At 40.2% G+C, this 20,065-nt stretch carries 16 protein-coding genes; 12 read left to right on the top strand and 4 right to left on the bottom strand.

Annotated elements, in window-relative coordinates; translation table 11 throughout:
- Positions 1-163: 163 nt before the first annotated feature.
- The 4 genes from rpoH to ftsY all read right to left on the bottom strand — a co-directional run bounded on the left by rpoH (position 164) and on the right by ftsY (position 5,267).
- Complete coding sequence (gene rpoH, locus CXF64_RS11460; RefSeq protein ID WP_007582838.1) at positions 164-1,027, bottom strand: RNA polymerase sigma factor RpoH; 864 nt, start codon at positions 1,025-1,027, stop codon at positions 164-166.
- A 314-nt stretch (positions 1,028-1,341) separates the two neighbouring features.
- Positions 1,342-2,328, bottom strand: a complete 987-nt coding sequence (ftsX, locus tag CXF64_RS11465; protein ID WP_007582840.1) for a permease-like cell division protein FtsX — start codon at positions 2,326-2,328, stop codon at positions 1,342-1,344.
- Positions 2,325-3,002, bottom strand: a complete 678-nt coding sequence (ftsE, locus tag CXF64_RS11470) for a cell division ATP-binding protein FtsE (RefSeq protein ID WP_007582842.1) — start codon at positions 3,000-3,002, stop codon at positions 2,325-2,327. Before ftsE ends, ftsX begins: the two co-directional genes overlap by 4 nt.
- An 87-nt stretch (positions 3,003-3,089) precedes the next feature.
- A complete protein-coding gene (ftsY, locus tag CXF64_RS11475; RefSeq protein ID WP_101217111.1) occupies positions 3,090-5,267 on the bottom strand; it encodes a signal recognition particle-docking protein FtsY in 2,178 nt (725 codons plus the stop codon).
- A gap of 207 nt (positions 5,268-5,474) precedes the next feature.
- On the opposite strand from ftsY, the gene rsmD reads away from it, so the two are divergent.
- From rsmD to CXF64_RS11535, 12 genes are all read left to right on the top strand, one after another.
- The gene (gene rsmD / locus CXF64_RS11480) at positions 5,475-6,080 is read left to right on the top strand and encodes a 16S rRNA (guanine(966)-N(2))-methyltransferase RsmD (RefSeq protein WP_007586536.1); all 606 of its coding nucleotides are present in this window, start codon (positions 5,475-5,477) and stop codon (positions 6,078-6,080) included.
- A 145-nt stretch (positions 6,081-6,225) separates the two neighbouring features.
- Positions 6,226-6,441, top strand: a complete 216-nt coding sequence (rpsU, locus tag CXF64_RS11485; protein WP_002957797.1) for a 30S ribosomal protein S21 — start codon at positions 6,226-6,228, stop codon at positions 6,439-6,441.
- Between the two features lie 19 nt (positions 6,442-6,460).
- The gene (locus CXF64_RS11490) at positions 6,461-6,907 is read left to right on the top strand and encodes a GatB/YqeY domain-containing protein (RefSeq protein ID WP_101217078.1); all 447 of its coding nucleotides are present in this window, start codon (positions 6,461-6,463) and stop codon (positions 6,905-6,907) included.
- A gap of 244 nt (positions 6,908-7,151) precedes the next feature.
- On the top strand, positions 7,152-8,903 hold the full coding sequence (dnaG, locus tag CXF64_RS11495) for a DNA primase (RefSeq protein ID WP_007586534.1): 1,752 nt from the start codon (positions 7,152-7,154) through the stop codon (positions 8,901-8,903).
- 124 nt (positions 8,904-9,027) lie between these two features.
- Positions 9,028-10,875 carry an RNA polymerase sigma factor RpoD gene (rpoD, locus tag CXF64_RS11500; protein ID WP_007586533.1) on the top strand — a complete coding sequence of 616 codons (1,848 nt, stop codon included), beginning with the start codon at positions 9,028-9,030 and terminating at the stop codon, positions 10,873-10,875.
- A 67-nt stretch (positions 10,876-10,942) separates the two neighbouring features.
- Positions 10,943-11,824, top strand: a complete 882-nt coding sequence (gene prmA, locus CXF64_RS11505) for a 50S ribosomal protein L11 methyltransferase (protein WP_024590609.1) — start codon at positions 10,943-10,945, stop codon at positions 11,822-11,824.
- A gap of 281 nt (positions 11,825-12,105) precedes the next feature.
- Positions 12,106-13,077: a tRNA dihydrouridine synthase DusB gene (gene dusB, locus CXF64_RS11510; RefSeq protein ID WP_010553368.1), complete on the top strand. Its 972-nt coding sequence runs from the start codon at positions 12,106-12,108 to the stop codon at positions 13,075-13,077.
- Between the two features lie 19 nt (positions 13,078-13,096).
- Positions 13,097-13,387, top strand: coding sequence for a DNA-binding transcriptional regulator Fis (fis, locus tag CXF64_RS11515; RefSeq protein ID WP_002957804.1), 291 nt, complete (start codon positions 13,097-13,099; stop codon positions 13,385-13,387).
- Between the two features lie 191 nt (positions 13,388-13,578).
- On the top strand, positions 13,579-15,165 hold the full coding sequence (gene purH, locus CXF64_RS11520; protein ID WP_007586526.1) for a bifunctional phosphoribosylaminoimidazolecarboxamide formyltransferase/IMP cyclohydrolase: 1,587 nt from the start codon (positions 13,579-13,581) through the stop codon (positions 15,163-15,165).
- Between the two features lie 106 nt (positions 15,166-15,271).
- Entirely contained in the window at positions 15,272-16,093 is an 822-nt protein-coding gene (locus CXF64_RS11525; RefSeq protein ID WP_101217079.1) for a class I SAM-dependent methyltransferase, read from the top strand.
- Between the two features lie 15 nt (positions 16,094-16,108).
- Positions 16,109-17,392 carry a phosphoribosylamine--glycine ligase gene (purD, locus tag CXF64_RS11530; protein ID WP_101217080.1) on the top strand — a complete coding sequence of 428 codons (1,284 nt, stop codon included), beginning with the start codon at positions 16,109-16,111 and terminating at the stop codon, positions 17,390-17,392.
- Positions 17,393-17,504: 112 nt separating this feature from the next.
- Positions 17,505-20,045 (top strand): EAL domain-containing protein, encoded by a 2,541-nt coding sequence (locus CXF64_RS11535; protein WP_101217081.1) that lies wholly within the window; start codon positions 17,505-17,507, stop codon positions 20,043-20,045.
- Positions 20,046-20,065: the final 20 nt, after the last annotated feature.

The following is a 20,065-nucleotide window of genomic DNA, read 5'->3' on the forward strand; positions in this document are numbered from 1 at the left end:
AAGTATTATTGCGGATTGGTATAGCCATTCAATAATGCAGAGTATCGGTATTACTTGATTGGATATTTTATCGTTGGGTTTCGCTTCTCTCAAACCAACCTACGCGAAAGCAAAAAGCCCCGCATTTTAATGCAGGGCTTTTAAATTTGCTGCTTGAGCAATATTAGCTCATAGCACTTTGTAATTTTTTCATCGCTGTTTTTTCAAGCTGGCGAACACGTTCAGCAGATACACTGTACTTTTGTGCAAGCTCTTGAAGAGTCGCTTTATCATCCGACAACCAACGTGCGCTAACAATATCTTGTGAACGTTCGTCTAGTGTTTTAAGTGCGCTAAATAAACGAGTATGCGCTTGCTCTTTCCACTGCTCTTGTTCAACGTCGTCAGCTAAATCAGCTGCGCCATCTGTTAAATATTGTACTGGAGAGTACGTGCTTGTTGGTGCGTCGTCGTTATCGTCGCCCGTTAGGTCAAAGCCCATGTCTTGTCCGCTCATGCGCGATTCCATTTCACGTACTTCTTTTTCACTCACACCTAGCTCGCTAGCAACGGTACTAACCTCAGCTTGATTAAACCAACCTAAACGCTTTTTGTTTTTACGAAGATTAAAAAACAATTTACGTTGCGCTTTAGTGGTTGCAACTTTAACTATGCGCCAATTTTTAAGCACAAACTCGTGAATTTCGGCTTTAATCCAATGCACTGCAAACGATACTAAACGTACACCCACTGTAGGGTCAAAACGTTTAACCGCTTTCATCAGGCCTATATTACCTTCTTGAATAAGGTCAGCTTGTGGTAAGCCGTATCCCGAGTAGCCTTTAGCAATATGTGCTACAAAGCGTAAATGCGACATAATGAGTTGCTTGGCAGCACTAAGATCACCTTCTTCCTGAAGCTTTTTAGCAAGTTCTTGCTCTTGTTCAACTTTAAGCATAGGAATAGTGCTTACCGCTTGAAGGTAACCGTCCATGCTTGCGCTTTGTTGTCCGACTGTAAGTGCCATTGCGTATAAATCTTTACTCATTTTTCACCTCGGTGATAAACATTTGAAACTATCTTAGCACTCTTTCTTTAAGAGTGCTAACCCCAATTTAAAACTTTTTTAAAGTATAAATCAAGCAGTTTTTAGTATGTGTTTAGTCTACTACAAGCGACTGAATAAGTGATGAATTGAGGGGCTGCAGCAGGTTAACCTCGCTGCATCACCTTATTTACAACTCATTACTTCATGGGAGGATAGTACATAAATATGACAGTTTTAATAACAGGAGGTACAACCCAGTTCGGTACGATACGCATATCAAGCTGGGTTGGTTCACTTATAGTTTGCAGGATTGTTTATACTTTATCGGGTTCTATTTCTTTAATATATCGATTTACAGAAAGGTACGAGCCTACAAATCCTAAGCTTGTTGCAAGTAACACTAAAAAGCCGAGCTCATTAAGCGATAATCCAATTAACGAGAAGCTTGTTTGATACACCCCCGCTACACTGCTCACAGCGCTTGAAAGCCACCACATCATTAGTCCTACGCATATAAAGGCAAATAAACCACCTATTACACCATACCAAATACCGGTCCACAAAAATGGGGCATGTATAAAGGTGTTAGTTGCGCCGACTAGCTTCATTACTTGTATTTCTTCTTTTTTATCCATGATCGACAAACGGATGGTGTTACCAATAATAAGCGTCACTGAGGTAAGCAGTAATAATGCGATGGTTATTACACTTTCTTTCAGTAAATCTAGTAATGCATTTAAACGCTCTAGCCACGCTATATCGAGCTTACCAAAATCAACTTCACGTTCACTTTCTAATTTAGTTAGCAGTACTTTAGCGGCATTTGGGTGTCTATGACGTTTTGTAGGAGTAACAAGTACCACATCAGGTAATGGGTTTTTATCTAAGTACTCTAAAGCTTGCCCAAAGCCAGATACGTCTTTAAATTCTGTTAGTGCTTTTTGCTTTGATATAAATTCAACGCTTTCCACTTCTGGATAAAGTGCTAAACGCTTTACTAATGTTTGCGTTTCTTGCTCGTTCATACTTTCTTTTACAAACAACGATATTTCACTCGCTTCTTCAAAACCACTACTTACTTGCTGTACGTTTTTAACAACAAGATAAAGTGTTGCAGGTAACGTTAGGCTCAAACCAAGTACAGCAATAGTCATCATAGATGCAAGCGGCGTACGCCACATTTCACCTAAGCTATGAACACCTTGGCGGAAAATATTAATAATGAAAAAATAACCGCCAGCTAATACTGATTTTTTTTGCTTGTCGTTACTATTTTGACGACTTTTAAAAAGTAAACTCATAGTGCTCCCTCAGCGAGCGGATCTTGAAGCATGCGGCCATCTTTTAAGGTTAGACTGCGGTACTTCATACGTGCAACCAAACCTAAGTCATGCGTCGCTATAAGAACAGTGGTGCCGTGTTTATTAAAGTCCTCAAACAGCTTTAGGATTTCCATTGAAAGCTCAGGGTCTAGGTTACCTGTAGGCTCATCGGCTAACAGGATTGGCGGGGAGTTTACAATTGCTCTGGCAATACCAACACGTTGCTGCTCGCCTCCAGAGAGCATAGACGGATGACATTTTATTTTGTCTATCAGGCCTACTTTATCAAGCGCACCATGAACACGTTTAGCTATTTGCTTATGGTGAGTACCCTCAATAATAAGAGGCAGTGCCACGTTATCAAAAATAGTATAGCGCTCTAGTAAACGGTGGTTTTGAAAAATAATACCTATATCACGGCGAGCATAAGGAATTTGACGCGAGTTTACTTTATTTAAATCAACACCGTTGATAAATACACTGCCTGCCGATGGACGTTCCATTAAGCTAATTAACTTAAGCAACGTACTTTTACCCGCACCACTGTGGCCGGTTAAAAAGGCAAGTTCACCCGGTTTAACATGAAAATTAACTTTTTCGAGGGCGCGGTGCCCTCCAGGATAAGTCTTACTTACTTGCTGAAAATTTATCATCTTTTTATTATGCCAATTCAATTAGTTTACTAATAAAATTGGTATTCCTCGCAATTAAAAAGGGAGCAAGCTCCCTCTTTTGGTAAATTAAACGTCGTCCTCATCTTGGCTAAATAACGCATCAATAAAGTCATCGCTTTTAAAAGCGCGTAAATCATCAATACCTTCACCAACACCAATGTAACGAATTGGAATATTAAACTTATCTGCAACCGCAAAAATAACACCACCCTTTGCAGTTCCATCAAGTTTTGAAAGCGTAATACCAGTTAAACCAACGCATTGATTAAATAAGTTCACTTGGCTAATTGCATTTTGACCTGTGCCAGCATCAATGGTTAGCATCACTTCGTGCGGCGCATCAGGATCAATTTTTTTCATAACACGAGCTATTTTTTCAAGCTCCTGCATTAAGTTATCTTTATTTTGCAAGCGACCCGCTGTATCTGCAATTAACACATCTATATTACGTGCTTTTGCAGCTTGGAATGCATCAAAAACAACCGATGCACTATCTGCACCCGTATGCTGTGCAATAACAGGAATGCTGTTACGTTCACCCCAAACCTGAAGTTGCTCAACAGCAGCCGCTCTAAACGTATCACCAGCAGCCAGCATAACCGACTTACCTTCGCTTTGAAATTGCTTAGCCATCTTACCAATAGTCGTTGTTTTACCAACGCCATTTACGCCCACCATTAAAATAACAAATGGCTTTTTATCTTTGGTAATTACTAAAGGCTGTTCAGCCGTTTTTAGCATCGCCGCCATTTCTTGTTTCATTAACTCATAAAGCGCATCACCATCTTTTAACTGCTTACGGTTTGCAGCATCAGTTAAGCTATCAATCAACTTCATGGTGGTATCAACGCCTAAATCGGCGGTGAGCAGCTGTGTTTCAAGATCTTCAAATAATTCGTCATCTATTTTTTTACCACTAAAAATAGATGCAAAACCAGAACCTATATTAATGCGAGTTTTTAACAAGCCCTTTTTAAGACGAGAGAAAAACCCTTCTTTTTTCGGCTTTTCTGCTTTTTTAGCTTCTTCAATTGCAAGTTCTTCAGCAATGCGTTCTTGCTCTAAACGCTCATTTTCTGCTTTTTCAGCAGTAATGCGCTCTTGCTCTAAACGCTCGTTTTCTGCTTTTTCCGCTGCAATACGCTCTTGCTCTAAACGTTCATTTTCTGCTTTTTCAGCCGCAATGCGTTCTTGATCTAAACGCTCGTTCTGAGCTTTTTCAGCAGTAATGCGTTCTTGCTCTAAGCGCTCGTTTTCTGCTTTTTCAGCTGCAATGCATTCTTGCTCTAAACGCTCGTTTTCTGCTTTTTCAGCCGCAATGCGCTCTTGCTCTAAACGCTCGCTTTCTGCTTTTTCAGCAGCAATGCGCTCTTGCTCTAAACGTTCATTTTCTGCTTTTTCAGCCGCAATACGTTCTTGTTCTAAACGTTCATTTTCAACTTTGTCAGCAGCAATACGTTCTTGCTCTAAACGCATTTGCGCTTCTTGTTCTGCTAAACGTTTTGCTTGATCTTGTCTTTGTGCTTCAGCATCTACTTGTTCTTTTGCTAATAACTCAGCATTCGCTTGCTCTATTGCAAGCTTTTCAGCCTTTACAGCTTCATCCTTTTTTTCAAGGCGTATTTGCTCTAGTCGCTCAGCCTCTATTTTTTCTGCAGCCAATCGCTCTTGCTCTAACAGCATCTGCGTTTCTTGATCGGCTAAACGTTGTGCATATTCTTGTCTTTGCGCTTCTGCATCAGCTTGTTGTTTTGCAAGTAATTCAGCATTGGCCTGCTCAATGGCAATCTTTTCTGCGTTTTCAGCACGCTCTTGCTCTAAACGTTTTGCTTCAATTTGTTCAGAAGCAATACGCTCCAGCTCTAAGCGCTCTGTTTCGGCCTCTGCTTTTAAACGTTCAGCTTCAGCTTGCTCCTGTGCTAGCTTTTCTTGCTCTGAACGTTTAGCTTCAATTTTTTCAGCAGCAATACGCTCCTGCTCTAAGCGCTCTGTTTCGGCTTCTGCTTTTAAACGTTCAGCTTCAATTTGTTCAGCAGCAATACGCTCCTGCTCTAAGCGCTCTGCTTCGGCTTCTGCTTGTAAGCGTTCAGTTTCAGCCTGCTGTGCAAGTTTTTCTTGCTCTAGCTTCTGCGCTTCTTCTTGCGCTAATGCTTGTTGTTTATCAGCGGCTGCTTTTTGCTCTGCTTCTTTTTTATCTGACTTGCCAAAACCGAGCCACGACATGAATTTACTTTTTTTTGTCATACTTGCTAATAACCACTTATAAAAATCTGATAAACTAAAATTTGAAATAGCTTGGCAATGCCCAGCAATAGTTGCTAATAAATACAACCATTCAAAACGTAAGTGTTCAATAGTAACACTTTTAATACGGTTGAAAAATGAAGCTACACGTAATCACCCATAATATTATCTGAGCTAGATACCATATACCATTTTTTAGTGAGCTAAATGAGAAAAAAAACAACGCAAAATAAAGCTACTAACAAGCCCAGTGATGGCTTTATTAGAGTGATTAGTGGCCAATTTCGAGGCCGAAAACTCCCTGTTAAAAATGTAGAAGGCTTAAGACCTACTACCGATCGAATTAAAGAAACTGTATTTAATTGGCTAATGCAAGATACGCGTGACACAAATGTACTTGATTGTTTTGCAGGTTCTGGTGGGTTAGGATTTGAAGCGCTATCTCGATTTGCAAAAAACGCCACATTTATCGAGCTCGACTCGTCAGCTGCCAAGCAATTAGAACAAAACATTAGCACTTTAAAGCTCGACAACGCATACGTTAAACATACTAATTCACTCTCCTTTTTAGAGCAAAAAAACACAAACGAAGCGTTTAATCTTGTATTTGTTGACCCACCATTTCGTAAAGATTTAGCGCAAACAACCTGCGATTTATTAGAAAAAAACCAATGGTTAAGCGATGATGCATTAATTTATGTTGAAGTAGAAACAGAGTTAACCACCTTCAAGAACCCGAGCAACTGGTTGTTAATTAAAGAAAAAAAGGCAGGCCAAGTATTTTGCAAACTCTACCAGCGCCAAGCAAATTAATACTGTTTTACATGATGCGTTTCTGTTAATATTGTCCTTTACATGTGGTGTTGCTTCGGATTACAATACCGCACCATTTTTGAACCACTTGATCAATGTTTGATCAACTTGAGCAACGCTCATAATTTAGGTAGGTGAATTTTTAATGCCAGTAATTAAAGTAAGAGAGAACGAACCGTTTGACGTAGCACTTCGTCGCTTCAAGCGTTCATGTGAAAAAGCAGGAATCCTTTCAGAAGTTCGTCGTCGCGAGCACTATGAAAAACCAACAGCTGAGCGTAAGCGTAAAAAAGCTGCTGCAGTAAAACGTCACATGAAAAAACTTTCTCGTGATAACGCACGTCGCGTTAAATTATACTAATATATTAGGTCTTGTATAAATGAGCCTTTTAATAACGCTAAAAGATGCGCAAAAAGATGCGATGAGAGCTAAAGACAAATTACGTCTTAACCCTATTCGTATGGTACTTGCTGCAATCAAGCAACGTGAAATTGACGAGCGTATAGAACTAGACGACGCAGGTATTACCTCCGTTATAGTGAAGCTTGTTAAACAACGTCGTGACTCTTACACTCAGTACAAAGATGCTGGGCGTGATGATTTAGCTGATATTGAAGCCAATGAAATAGTGGCACTTGAAACTTTCTTACCTCAAAAATTGAGTGAAGACGAAATCATTGCTCTCATTGATGCGGCTATTGCTGATACTAACGCAGCAGGTATGCAAGACATGGGTAAAGTAATGGGTATAATCAAAAGCAAAGCCGAAGGTCGTGCCGATATGGGCAAAATCTCTGGTTTAATTAAGCAACGATTAACTGCCTAATACTCCCACATACATTAAAGTATGATTGAAGTGAACCGAGCCTTGCGCTCGGTTTCTTTGTTTTTAACTTTAATAAAAAGTACACCTACTAGGTTACTTTAAAATGAAATTTTTTATAGCTTCCCTATTTATTTTGTTATCATTTTGGTAAGTTAAAGCACGCTATACTTTGCATCAAGCTAGTATAAAAAAGTAAATTTCATATTCGTTATTCTTCTTATTATTTCAGGACTGTATTTTACTAATGGCTGGAAAGATCCCACGTAACTTTATAGACGATTTACTTGCCAGAACCGATATTGTCGACCTGATAGACTCAAAAGTAGGTCTAAAAAAAGCAGGTAAGGATTATCAAGCTTGTTGCCCATTCCATAACGAAAAATCGCCCTCATTTACCGTATCGCAAGACAAACAGTTCTATCATTGCTTTGGTTGTGGCGCTAATGGTAATGCTATTTCGTTTGTAATGGAGTATGAAAAGCTTGAGTTTGTAGATGCTATTGAAGAAATAGCAAGCATGCTTAACTTAGAAGTACCTCGAGAACAAGGCACAAACTCAGCACCAGAACGTACTGCTGCGCAAAAGCGCTCTGATTACGATTTAATGCTTCATACTGCGCGCTTTTATCAGCACCAATTAAAACACCACAGTAATTCTGCCGCCGTTATTGAATATGTAAAAGGCCGTGGTTTAAGTGGTGAAACAGTTAAAAAGTTTATGATTGGCTACGCCCCCAGCGAATGGGATGGATTATGTCTTCAGCTTGGCCGTAATAAAGAACAAAAAGAGCAATTAGTTGAATTAAAGCTAGCTTCAGAAAAAACACCAGGCAGACAATTTGATTTTTTCCGCGACCGATTAATGTTCCCTATTCGCGATAAACGCGGACGCGTTATTGCATTTGGTGGGCGTGTAATGCAAGCCGACCAAGGGCCAAAATATTTAAACTCGCCAGAGACCCGAATTTTTCATAAAGGCTTTGAGCTTTACGGACTTTATGAAGCAAAGCAAGCCCATAAAAAACTTGAGCATGTAATGGTTGTGGAAGGTTACATGGATGTTGTTGCCTTAGCCGAGCAAGGGATTGAATATGCCGTTGCATCACTAGGTACCGCAACAACAAGCGAGCACATGCATACGCTGTTTAGAACAACAGATAAAGTAATCTGTTGTTACGATGGCGACAGAGCTGGCCGTGATGCAGCTTGGAGGGCGCTTGAAAACGCACTTCCTTATTTAAATGATGGTAAAGCACTGCAATTTACTTTTTTACCCGATGGCGAAGACCCTGACTCTCTTGTACAAAAAGAAGGTAAGGAGCAATTCGAATTGCGCCTAAGCCAAGCAGATGACTTTACCAAAGTATTGTTTAATAAATTAAGCCAAGAAGTTGATTTAACACTCGACTCAGGAAAAGCTAAATTACTCAGTGCAGCACTTCCACTCATTGAAAAAATCCCAAGTGAATTTTATCAAGAAAACATTCTTGAACAGTTAGGGCGTTTAATCGGAAGAACACGTGAGCAATTAAATAACCGTTTAAAAACGCCAAAGCAACAGCATTCGATTGAACGTAAGTTTAAAATAACACCAATGCGTCAAGCGATTGGTATTTTAATTCAACATCCTAATTTGGCTAAAAATGTGCCATATTTGCCTGAACTCGCACAAATGAATATTGCTGGTATAGGGCTATTATTACGCTTACAAGAGCAAGCTTTAGAAAAAGAAAGCATTACCACAGCGCAACTACTCGAATTTTTTAGAGGAACTGAAGATTACGAGCCCTTAATCAAGCTTGCAACGTGGCAACACGACATAAATGAAGAGCGTTTAGAGACGGTTTTTAAAAATACTTTCAAGTTTATTGAAGATCAGTGTTTAAATTATCGACTCGAGACCCTATTAATAAAGGACAAGACTCAAGGCCTTAGTAGCGACGAAAGACTTGAGTGTCATTTGTTAATGACAGCGTTAAAAGCCACTAACAGCTAGTCAAAATTGATTTAAACTGTTATACTGTGCTATTCACTGCGTCACATTATTCTAGTTGGCTTTAATGCAAACTACATGATGGCGCCTGTTGTATCAACTTATCAGAGTGGAAGAAACAATCTCTATGGATCCAACTCCTCAGTCACAATTAAAACTTCTGATTCAAAAAGGTAAAGAGCAAGGCTACTTAACTTTTGCAGAAGTAAATGATCACCTTCCACAAGACATTATAGACTCAGATCAAGTAGAAGATATCATAAGCATGATTAATGATATGGGTATCAAGGTTAGCGAAAACGCGCCTGATGCTGATGAATTAATGATGCAAGAAACAACGACAGACGAAGACGCAGCTGAAGCTGCCGCTGCAGCCCTTGCGACTGTAGAAAAAGAAATCGGCCGTACAACGGATCCGGTTCGCATGTACATGCGTGAAATGGGTACTGTTGAACTTCTTACACGTGAAGGCGAAATTGTAATCGCTAAACGTATCGAAGAAGGCATTAACCAAGTACAGATTTCTGTTGCAGAGTACCCTGAAGCAATCACTTACCTGCTAGAGCAGTGGGATAAGTTTGAAGCTGAAGAAATGCGTTTAAGCGATATCATCGTTGGATTTATCGATCCTAATGAAGATACAGCGCCAATTTCAGCAACTAATATCGGTTCAGAATTAAGTGCTAAGCAACTTGATGACGATAAAGATGACAAAGATGATGCTGATAGCGATGACGAAGATGAAGAAGAAGTAGACACAGGGCCAGATCCTGAAGAAGCGCGCATTCATTTTGAAAATTTACGTGATTTATACAATAAAGCACGTGATACGTTTGAAGCTAAAGGTCGTTCGCATCCTGAATCACAAGCCGCCATTTTTGAAATTGGTGAGCTTTTCAGAACCTTTAAATTAATACCTAAACAGTTTGACCGCATGGTAAATAACATGCGTGAAATGATGGATCGTGTTCGCGTTCAAGAACGTCTAATCATGAAACAAGCTGTACAAATTGCTAAATTACCGAAGAAAACATTCGTTAAGCATTTTGCTAATAACGAAACTGACGCTTCATGGGTTGATTTAGAAATTTCAGGTAACGAAAAATACTCAGCTAAACTTGAAGAAGTTAAGCCAGAAATCATTCGTAGCATTAATAAACTATCTGTTATTGAACAAACAACAGGTTTAAGCATTGAGCGTATTAAAGACATTAACCGTCGAATGAGCATTGGTGAAGCGAAAGCACGCCGTGCGAAAAAAGAAATGGTTGAAGCTAACTTACGTCTTGTAATCTCAATTGCTAAAAAATATACAAACCGTGGCTTACAATTCTTGGATTTAATTCAGGAAGGTAACATTGGTCTGATGAAAGCAGTTGATAAGTTTGAATATCGCCGTGGTTATAAGTTCTCTACTTATGCTACGTGGTGGATACGTCAAGCAATCACTCGCTCTATTGCTGACCAAGCAAGAACAATCCGTATTCCAGTACATATGATTGAAACGATTAATAAACTTAACCGTATTTCTCGTCAAATGTTACAAGAAATGGGTCGTGAGCCAAATCCAGAAGAATTAGCAGAACGCATGATGATGCCTGAGGATAAAATCCGTAAGGTACTTAAGATTGCTAAAGAGCCAATTTCAATGGAAACACCAATCGGTGATGATGAAGATTCTCACTTAGGTGACTTTATCGAAGATACAACTATTGATTCGCCAATCGATTCGGCAACAATGGAGTCTCTTCGTGGCGCAACTAACGATGTACTTGCAGGCCTAACAGCCCGTGAAGCTAAAGTACTACGTATGCGTTTTGGTATTGATATGAATACCGACCACACCTTAGAAGAAGTAGGTAAACAGTTTGACGTAACACGTGAACGTATTCGTCAAATAGAAGCGAAAGCGCTGCGTAAATTACGCCACCCTTCTCGCTCAGATTTACTGAAAAGCTTTTTAGACGCTAAATAATTTAGCGCTACTATATAAACTAAAAAGGCCGCTATAGCGGCCTTTTTTCTATTTGAAGGAAATAATCATGGCTTGGATCCAAATTCGTATTAACGCCAATGCTGCAACAGCAGATGCAGTAAGTGACCTATTAATGGAAGCGGGTAGTGCTTCAGTAACCTTTATTGACGCAAAAGACACCCCTATTTACGAACCCAAAATTGGCACCGTTGTATTTTGGGCTGATACAACAGTAATTGGCTTGTTTGAAGCTAATCACGATATGAATGCAGTCGTTGCGTTATTGAAACGCCATGATGAACTAAAAGACAATTTAGTATACAAAATAGAGCAGCTTGAGGATAAAGACTGGGAACGTGAATGGATGGATAACTTTCACCCTATTCAATTTGGTGAAAGGCTATGGATTTGTCCAAGCTGGCGCGACATTCCAGATCCTGATGCAGTAAATGTACTGCTTGACCCTGGCCTTGCTTTTGGTACGGGCACACATGCAACAACGGCCTTATGTCTTAAGTGGTTAGAAAGCCAAGATCTAACAGGTAAAACGGTTGTTGATTTTGGTTGTGGCTCAGGCATTTTAGGTATTGCAGCTATAAAACTAGGCGCAGAGCGCATGATTGGGATTGATATTGATCCTCAAGCGCTTGAGGCAAGCTTAGATAATGCTAACCGTAATGGCGTTGCAGACAAACTTGAAGTATACCTTCCAGAAAACCAACCTGAGTTTACCGCCGACATAGTAGTGGCAAATATATTAGCCCAGCCACTTCGCGAATTGCACAGTGTAATTTTAGGTTTATTAAAGCCTGGTGGAAAAATTGCCATGTCGGGTATTTTAGAAGAACAAGCACAATCAGTTGCTGATATTTATGCACCGTTTATTGAACTAGATGATATTGCCGTTGAAGGTGATTGGACTCGAGTAAGTGGCACTAAAAAAGCGTAATAAACTGCACAACCAAATTTAGAGCATTAACTCAAAACCTGCATGTAAAGCCTGTATTTAACAGGCTTTACTATTTTTTTACATATTAAAAGTTTTCTGATTATTGTGTAAAAAATAAAACTTGTATAAATTTCAAACAAATCAACCTACTTGTCATGTGGTTATCAAATGTCAATACGAAAAGGGCAAAAAAAAGTTACTTTTGTTCAATTTATAGCCTTTGATTTTTGTGAAAAAAACCGTAAACTTAGCGCCCCTTGAAAAGAGGCCTATTGAATATAGTGCGTATCGGTAAATACCAACTTGAGAATAATGTAATTGTCGCGCCAATGGCTGGCATTACAGACAGACCATTTAGACAACTTTGCCGTCGTTTAGGCGCAGGGCTAGCTGTTTCTGAAATGCTATCGTCTAATCCTAAGGTTTGGAAAACGGAAAAGTCGATGAACCGTATGGATCACAGCGGTGAGTCGGGTATACGCGCTGTGCAAATTGCAGGAGCAGATCCTGAGCTTATGGCGCAGGCCGCACAATTCAATGTTGCTAACGGTGCACAGATCATAGATATCAATATGGGGTGCCCAGCAAAAAAAGTGAACAAGAAACTCGCAGGCTCTGCCTTATTACAGTTTCCTGAACTTGTGGAAGAGATTATTGATGCAGTCGTTAATGCTGTTGATATACCTGTGACACTTAAAATCCGTACAGGATGGGATCCGGATAACCGTAATGGTGTAGAGATTGCGAGAATAGCTGAACGTTATGGCATTGCATCACTTGCTGTACATGGGCGTACGCGCGCATGTATGTACAAAGGTGATGCTGAGTATGCCACGATTAGGGATATAAAACGTTCAGTGTCGATCCCTGTTGTTGCCAATGGTGATATTACATCACCAGAAAAAGCAAAACAGGTTTTAGACTATACGGGTGCAGATGCCATTATGATTGGCCGAGCCGCCCAAGGTCGCCCTTGGATATTTAGGGAGATAGACCACTATTTGCGAACTGGGGAACACTTACAGCCGCCTGCTATTGCAGAGGTGCGCAGTATTTTAATGGAGCATTTAACAAACCTCCATCTGTTTTACGGTGAGCCAATGGGAGCGCGAATTGCTCGCAAACATGTATCTTGGTATTTGCAAACCCATGACAGTGATGGTCAGTTTAGGCGAGTATTTAATGCGCTCGACAACCCACAAGCACAGGTCGTCGCATTAGAGCAATACTTTAAAACACTAGCAGCTAACTAAGAAAGAAAGAGACTTAATAATGTTCGAACAAAACGTGACTTCTCCATTTATCACTAACCCTCATGTTCAGTCACACGAGAAACCGCAGCCATTGCGTGATGCAGTAAAAAAAGCTGTTCACCACTATTTAAAGCAGCTTAACGGTCAAGATGTGCAAGACGTTTACGACCTTGTTCTTTCAGAGCTAGAAGCGCCATTACTTGAAGAAGTGATGACATATACACGTGGTAACCAAACTCGTGCAGCAATTTTACTAGGTATCAACCGTGGTACTTTACGTAAAAAGCTTAAAAAATACGGCATGAACTAATATGCTGGCTGTGATTTATCACAGCTAATTATTAAAAAAGCACCCTAGGGTGCTTTTTTTATGCCCGTAGTTTAATAGCCGAGTTGCAAAATGCTCACCCTCATCGGCGCTTTATAAGTCGTTTTTTGAGTTGTAATCAGTTAAAATGCCCGCTTCTAAGCTAGCTCATTAACTGAGGAAATCAAACTACAATGGATACTCATCGTCCCATTCGTCGCGCACTATTAAGTGTGTCTGATAAAACCGGTATTGTTGAATTTGCCCGCGCACTAGAAGCGCAAGGCGTTGATATATTATCAACTGGCGGCACATGTAAACTACTTGCTGATAACGGCATAAAAGTGACTGAAGTATCAGATCACACAGGCCACCCTGAAATCATGGATGGTCGCGTAAAAACTCTTCACCCAAAAATTCACGGCGGCATATTAGCCCGTCGCGGACAAGATGAAAGCGTAATGGCAGATAACAACATTTCTGCTATCGACATAGTTGTAGTTAACTTATACCCCTTTGCGAATACAGTCGCTCAAGAAAACTGCAGCCTTGAAGATGCTATTGAAAATATTGATATTGGCGGCCCTACAATGGTTCGTGCAGCCGCTAAAAACCACAAAGACGTAACAATCGTGGTAAACGCGAGTGACTACGACCGTGTTATTAGTGAAATGCAAAACAATAATGGCTCTACTACGTATAAAACACGTTTTGACTTAGCGATTGCTGCTTACGAGCACACTGCCGCATACGATGGCATGATTGCTAACTACTTCGGTAAAATGGTTCCTGATTACACCGAGGAAGCTGCTGTAGAGACTAAATTCCCACGTACTATCAATATGCAGTTCACTAAAAAGCAAGATATGCGTTACGGTGAAAACTCACATCAAGATGCTGCTTTTTATGTTGAAAGTGACATTGCTGAAGCATCAGTTGCAACAGCAACTCAATTGCAAGGTAAGGCCCTTTCGTTTAACAACATTGCAGATACCGATGCAGCACTTGAATGTGTTAAAGAATTTGACGTACCTGCGTGCGTAATTGTAAAACATGCTAACCCGTGTGGTGTTTCAATTGGGGACAATATTCTACAAGCATACGAGCGCGCTTTTAAAACAGACCCTACATCAGCATTTGGTGGCATTATTGCCTTTAACCGAGAGCTAGATGCAGCAACTGCACAAGCAATTGTTGATCGTCAGTTTGTTGAAGTAATTATCGCACCTAGTATTTCGAGCGACGCTGCAAAAATTGTTGAAGCTAAAAAGAACGTTCGTTTATTAGAATGTGGACAGTGGACAGGTAAAGCAGCTGGCCAAGATATTAAACGCGTTAACGGCGGTATTTTAGTTCAAGACCGCGATTTAGGCATGGTAACGCAAGGCGACTTAAAAGTTGTTTCTAAGCGCCAACCTACAGAGCAAGAACTTAAAGATTTACTATTTTGTTGGAAAGTAGCTAAGTTTGTTAAATCAAACGCAATTGTTTATGCCCGTGACGGTATGACCATTGGTGTAGGCGCAGGCCAAATGAGCCGCGTATACTCAGCTAAAATTGCAGGCATAAAAGCTGCCGACGAAAACCTTGAAGTTAAAGGTTCAGTTATGGCGTCTGATGCATTCTTCCCATTCCGTGATGGAATTGACGCAGCAGCAGCCGCTGGTATTACTGCGGTAATTCAGCCAGGTGGCTCAATGCGTGATGAAGAAGTGATTGCAGCTGCTGATGAAGCTGGCATGGCAATGGTACTTACTGGTATGCGCCATTTCCGCCACTAATCACACAAAGGGTTAAACGTTGGTTTAACCCTTTTTGTTTGCTATAAATTCACGTATTCTGATTATTCAATAACCTATTTAAAATTATAATGTGAAGGAACAAACAATGAAATTTGCGCTAAAATCGCTACTTGTAGCCACACTAACGATGACATCGACTATGGCGCTTAGCCATAACCACGAATCGAGCCTTGAGCATGCACTTCAATCAAGCGAACGTAGCACTAAAAACAGCGTTCGTGACGAATATCGTCACCCGGCTCAAACACTTGCATTTTTTGGCTTTAAACCAACTATGACAGTTGTTGAAATTGCGCCAGGCGGTGGTTGGTATAGTGAAATTTTAGCGCCAGCACTAAAAGAGCAAGGTACTTATTATGCCGCGCACTTTCCTGCTGATTCATCAGTTGGCTACTACCAACGCTCTCTTGCGGGCTTTAAACAAAAAGTAGCTGAAGATGAGCGCTTTAGTAGCGTTAAAATTACTGAGTTTGCACCTGTAACACATTTAGATATTGCGCCAGCCGGCAGTGCCGATATGGTTTTAACTTTCCGTAATGTGCATAACTGGTATATGGGCAAAGATAAAAGCGGTGCATTAAGTGCTTTTCAAGCTTTTTATAAAGCCCTTAAACCAGGTGGTACATTAGGTTTAGTTGAACACCGTTTAGCTGAAGAACGTGCTGACGAAGATCAAAAAACATCAGGTTATATGAAGCAGAGCTACGTAGTAGACCTTGCTAAACAAGCTGGGTTTGAATTGGTAGCAAGCAGTGAAATAAATGCAAATCCAAAAGATACAGCCGATCACCCTAAAGGTGTATGGACGCTACCACCAAGCTTAAGACTCGGCGAACAAGATGCTGACAAATATAAAGCCATTGGTGAAAGCGACCGCATGACGCTGAAATTTAAGAAACCGCTTTAAATAGGAATTTTCGCCATGAATGTTTTAGTCATTGGCAGCGGCGGCCGCGAACACGCACTTGCGTTTAAAGCCGCTCAAAACACCAAAGTAAATACTGTATTTGTAGCCCCTGGTAATGCAGGTACTGCACTTGAACCAAAACTTGAAAACGTAGCAATAAACGTTGACGACTTAGAGGGTTTACTTAGTTTTTCACAGCAAAACAATGTAGAGCTTACTATTGTAGGTCCAGAAATACCGTTAGTACTGGGTGTTGTTGATAAGTTTCGTGAACATAACATGGCTATTTTTGGCCCAACGGCAGGCGCAGCTCAGCTTGAAGGCTCTAAATCGTTTACTAAAGATTTTTTAGCGCGCCACAATATCCCATCAGGCGATTATCAAACGTTTGAACAAATTGACCCAGCCCTAGCTTATTTAAAAGAAAAAGGCGCGCCAATTGTTGTAAAAGCAGATGGTTTAGCTGCAGGTAAAGGCGTAATTGTAGCCATGACAGAAGCCGATGCCGAAGATGCTATTCGCGATATGCTTGCGGGTAATGCTTTTGGCGATGCGGGAAGTCGTGTTGTTATCGAAGAGTTTTTAGACGGTGAAGAAGCGTCTTTCATTGTAATGGTTGATGGCAAAAACGTATTACCATTTGCTACCAGTCAGGACCATAAACGCGCTTACAATGGCGATGCCGGTCCTAACACGGGTGGCATGGGTGCATACTCACCTGCGCCAGTTGTTACGGATGAAATCCACCAGCGTATTATGAACGAAGTGATCTACCCTACGGTAGAAGGCATGGCAAGCGAAGGCCATCCGTACACCGGCTTTTTATACGCAGGTTTGATGATTGACGAAACAGGTACCCCTAAAGTAATTGAGTACAACTGTCGCTTTGGCGACCCTGAAACTCAACCAATGATGCTACGTTTACAATCAGACCTAGTTGAATTGATTGAAGCTGCTAACCGTGTAGAACTTGATAAAACAACGATTAAGTTTGACCCACGCGCAGCCGTTGGTGTTGTACTTGCAGCTAAAGGTTACCCTGGTGATTACCCTAAAGGTGATGCAATTTCGGGGCTAAAAGTTGATTACCCTGCGGGTGAAAAAGTGTTTCATGCGGGTACTAAGAAAAGTGGCAATGACGTTGTAACCGCAGGCGGTCGCGTATTATGCGCAACAGCACTTGGTAACACCGTTACGCAAGCGCAGCAGCGCGCCTATGAGCTTGTTAAACAAATTAGCTGGGATGGTATGGAATATCGTACTGATATAGCTTACCGTGCTATTGCACGCGAGCAATAGCCTGTAATACCTATTCATTGGTATAACCAGTTAATTTAACTAAAAAAGCGCAGTTTCCCTGCGCTTTTTTAGTGCTACACTAATTAAAAGGTTTTTTAAAAGTACACAAACGTTGGAACTAAGAACTTTACGTTATCATGCAATTGCTGTTGCCATACTGATCTTTATATTTTTTATAATCAGTACATTGGCATCAAACCTTGTCGTGCCTACACGATATACAATTGATAAGACGGCTCCAATGTACCTCGATTACGCCTACTATATTGACGAAACTAAAACTAAAAAATTCGATACCATTATTAACCAACCTGAATTACTTACTCATCAACCATTTTCAGATGTTCCATGGAGTTTTAGCCAGCAAAACTATTGGTTGTTTCTTGATTTAGAAAATAAAAGCCTTAATAAGCAAAATGTTGTGGCACATTTTGACAACCCTATGGTCGATCACCTTACGGTTTATCGCCTCGACAAAAATAACAAACTAATTGAAACATACAAACTCGGCGATAAAGAAGAAGCCCTCTCTTTGTTTGAATACAGCGTACCGCATATTCGTTTTTTAGTAGAAAGAAAATCGTCACAGCGCCTAGTAATGAAAATAGACACAGTCGGCATAAGTAAAACACCTGTAAACTTATATCGTGATAAAGAGTTTATTGACTTAGTGCGCTCTCAAACTGGGATCTGGGGTATTTTTGTAGGCGTGCTATTGATGGCTGCGCTTTATAACTTGGTGCTTTATTTTGGCATAAAAGACCGTGTTTATTTAATTTATATTGGCTATATCATTAGTGCGTTAACCTTATTGGGTGCAGTGCTTGGTTTTGGATTTTATTTATGGCCAGTGCAATGGCAGTTATATATTCACGAAAAAGTCATATTTTTTAACTACGCAATATCATTTTTCACTCTCGCCTTTTGTACTATGTTTTTACGCTATCACAAGGACAATTGCTGGCGATACAAAATGAGCGTAAAACTGCTTTTGTTTATGTCAGTAATGGCTATAGCTAGTCTATTTATTCCTGAGTACATTGCAGCCCCGTTGTTTTTTTGTGTAATGGCACTTTTATACGTTGTTTGTATTATTTTAATTTATAACAAGCTACGTAGCGGCTTTAGGTGGGCTAAGTTTTATGTACTTTCGTGGATACCGCTGATATTTGGTGCGGTAATACAGCCTATGGAGCTCACCGGCTTTTTGGCTTATAGCTTTACCTCCCGCCATGCCTTTTTAATGGCTATTTTGTGCGAAGTTATTTTAATGGCAATGGCGTTAGCTGACCGAGTAAGGTATCAGCGCGAACGTGCGCTTTACCATGCCACGCACACACAACAAACAAAGTTACTTAATAGCTCCAAGCTAAAACAAGCATTTATGGCGCTACAAAGCCAAAACCGCTCAACAACTTTATGTTTAATAAAAATACGTCACTTTAATTCGCTCAATACAATTATTACCTCTTCTCAGGGCTACACACTTATAAAGCATGTAGCCAAAGAGCTTGAATTAGAACTCAGCCATGAACGCGAATTTACAAACCTCGAAACAGATTTAAACACCAGCCCACGCTTAGCCGATTTAAGCAGTGGCGTATTTGCCTGTATTTCTACTAAAACACAAAACCAAGAAATGCTAGAAGCACTACTGACTAAAATAATTAGCAGCCTACCAAAACAATATGAAATTAAAGGGCTAAACCTGCAGCTTAGTTACAGTATAGGTATTAGTAGTGCAGGTAAGAGTAACGACTTTGAATATTGGTTAAAGCGTGGTTATTTAGCGCTTAAAAAAGCAAAAGGTAGCGTTAATCAAGTTGGGTCATCGTCAAATGGTAATAATCTAATGATGGACGTTGCTCTAGCCGCTAAGCTGCAACAAGCCATCAAAACAAATCAACTGGCACTTTATTACCAACCTCAAATAAACTTATTAAGTAACCACGTAAGTGGTGCTGAAGCTTTATTACGTTGGCCCGACCCAACTTACAGCAACTTATCAATTGAAGAACTAATAATACTTGCTGAGCACACAGGCATTATTAACGAGCTAACACTGTGGGTAATAGAGCAAGCCTGTAAAGACATAGTCAAGCTAACAAAAAATGGCTATAACGAGCACACAATTAGCGTAAATTTAAGCGCTAAAAACTTAACTATAAATAACTTAGCCGAAAAAGTAGAAAATATTTTAATTAAATACCAAGTGCCGGCACAGTTACTTAAATTTGAACTAACCGAATCGGCCTTCGTAGATAGCCAGGATGCACTTATAAAGTTAGTTGATGAGCTAACCGCATTAGGTATTAAAGTAGTACTGGATGACTTTGGGACAGGCTATGCGTCACTTAGCTACTTAGTCAATTATCACTTTAGTGAACTTAAAATAGATAAGTCATTTGTTTTTGATTTACCTAATAACCCTACTCACCAGGTTATTGTACAAACAGCCATTGATATGGCGCATAACCTCAATTTATCAATAACAATTGAGGGGGTAGAAACCCAAGAAATCCATCACTTGCTCAAAGATATGAATGCTGATTGCGCCCAAGGTTATTTATACGCAAAAGCACTGCCTTACACCGACTATTTACACTTCTTAAAAAGCCAATATAGCTTAAAAATGTTAGACTCCTCTTTTTAACATCTTTAGGGGCCAAGTAA

It is taken from the genome of Pseudoalteromonas sp. GutCa3 (assembly GCF_002836155.1).
Classification (GTDB): domain Bacteria; phylum Pseudomonadota; class Gammaproteobacteria; order Enterobacterales; family Alteromonadaceae; genus Pseudoalteromonas; species Pseudoalteromonas arctica.

Coding starts and splice junctions, on each gene's coding strand:
- rpoH (WP_007582838.1), bottom strand. CDS start 1,027: ATGAGTAAAGATTTATACGCAATGGCACTTACAGTCGGACAACAAAGC.
- ftsX (WP_007582840.1), bottom strand. CDS start 2,328: ATGAGTTTACTTTTTAAAAGTCGTCAAAATAGTAACGACAAGCAAAAA.
- ftsE (WP_007582842.1), bottom strand. CDS start 3,002: ATGATAAATTTTCAGCAAGTAAGTAAGACTTATCCTGGAGGGCACCGC.
- ftsY (WP_101217111.1), bottom strand. CDS start 5,267: ATGACAAAAAAAAGTAAATTCATGTCGTGGCTCGGTTTTGGCAAGTCA.
- rsmD (WP_007586536.1), top strand. CDS start 5,475: ATGAGAAAAAAAACAACGCAAAATAAAGCTACTAACAAGCCCAGTGAT.
- rpsU (WP_002957797.1), top strand. CDS start 6,226: ATGCCAGTAATTAAAGTAAGAGAGAACGAACCGTTTGACGTAGCACTT.
- CXF64_RS11490 (WP_101217078.1), top strand. CDS start 6,461: ATGAGCCTTTTAATAACGCTAAAAGATGCGCAAAAAGATGCGATGAGA.
- dnaG (WP_007586534.1), top strand. CDS start 7,152: ATGGCTGGAAAGATCCCACGTAACTTTATAGACGATTTACTTGCCAGA.
- rpoD (WP_007586533.1), top strand. CDS start 9,028: ATGGATCCAACTCCTCAGTCACAATTAAAACTTCTGATTCAAAAAGGT.
- prmA (WP_024590609.1), top strand. CDS start 10,943: ATGGCTTGGATCCAAATTCGTATTAACGCCAATGCTGCAACAGCAGAT.
- fis (WP_002957804.1), top strand. CDS start 13,097: ATGTTCGAACAAAACGTGACTTCTCCATTTATCACTAACCCTCATGTT.
- purH (WP_007586526.1), top strand. CDS start 13,579: ATGGATACTCATCGTCCCATTCGTCGCGCACTATTAAGTGTGTCTGAT.
- CXF64_RS11525 (WP_101217079.1), top strand. CDS start 15,272: ATGAAATTTGCGCTAAAATCGCTACTTGTAGCCACACTAACGATGACA.
- purD (WP_101217080.1), top strand. CDS start 16,109: ATGAATGTTTTAGTCATTGGCAGCGGCGGCCGCGAACACGCACTTGCG.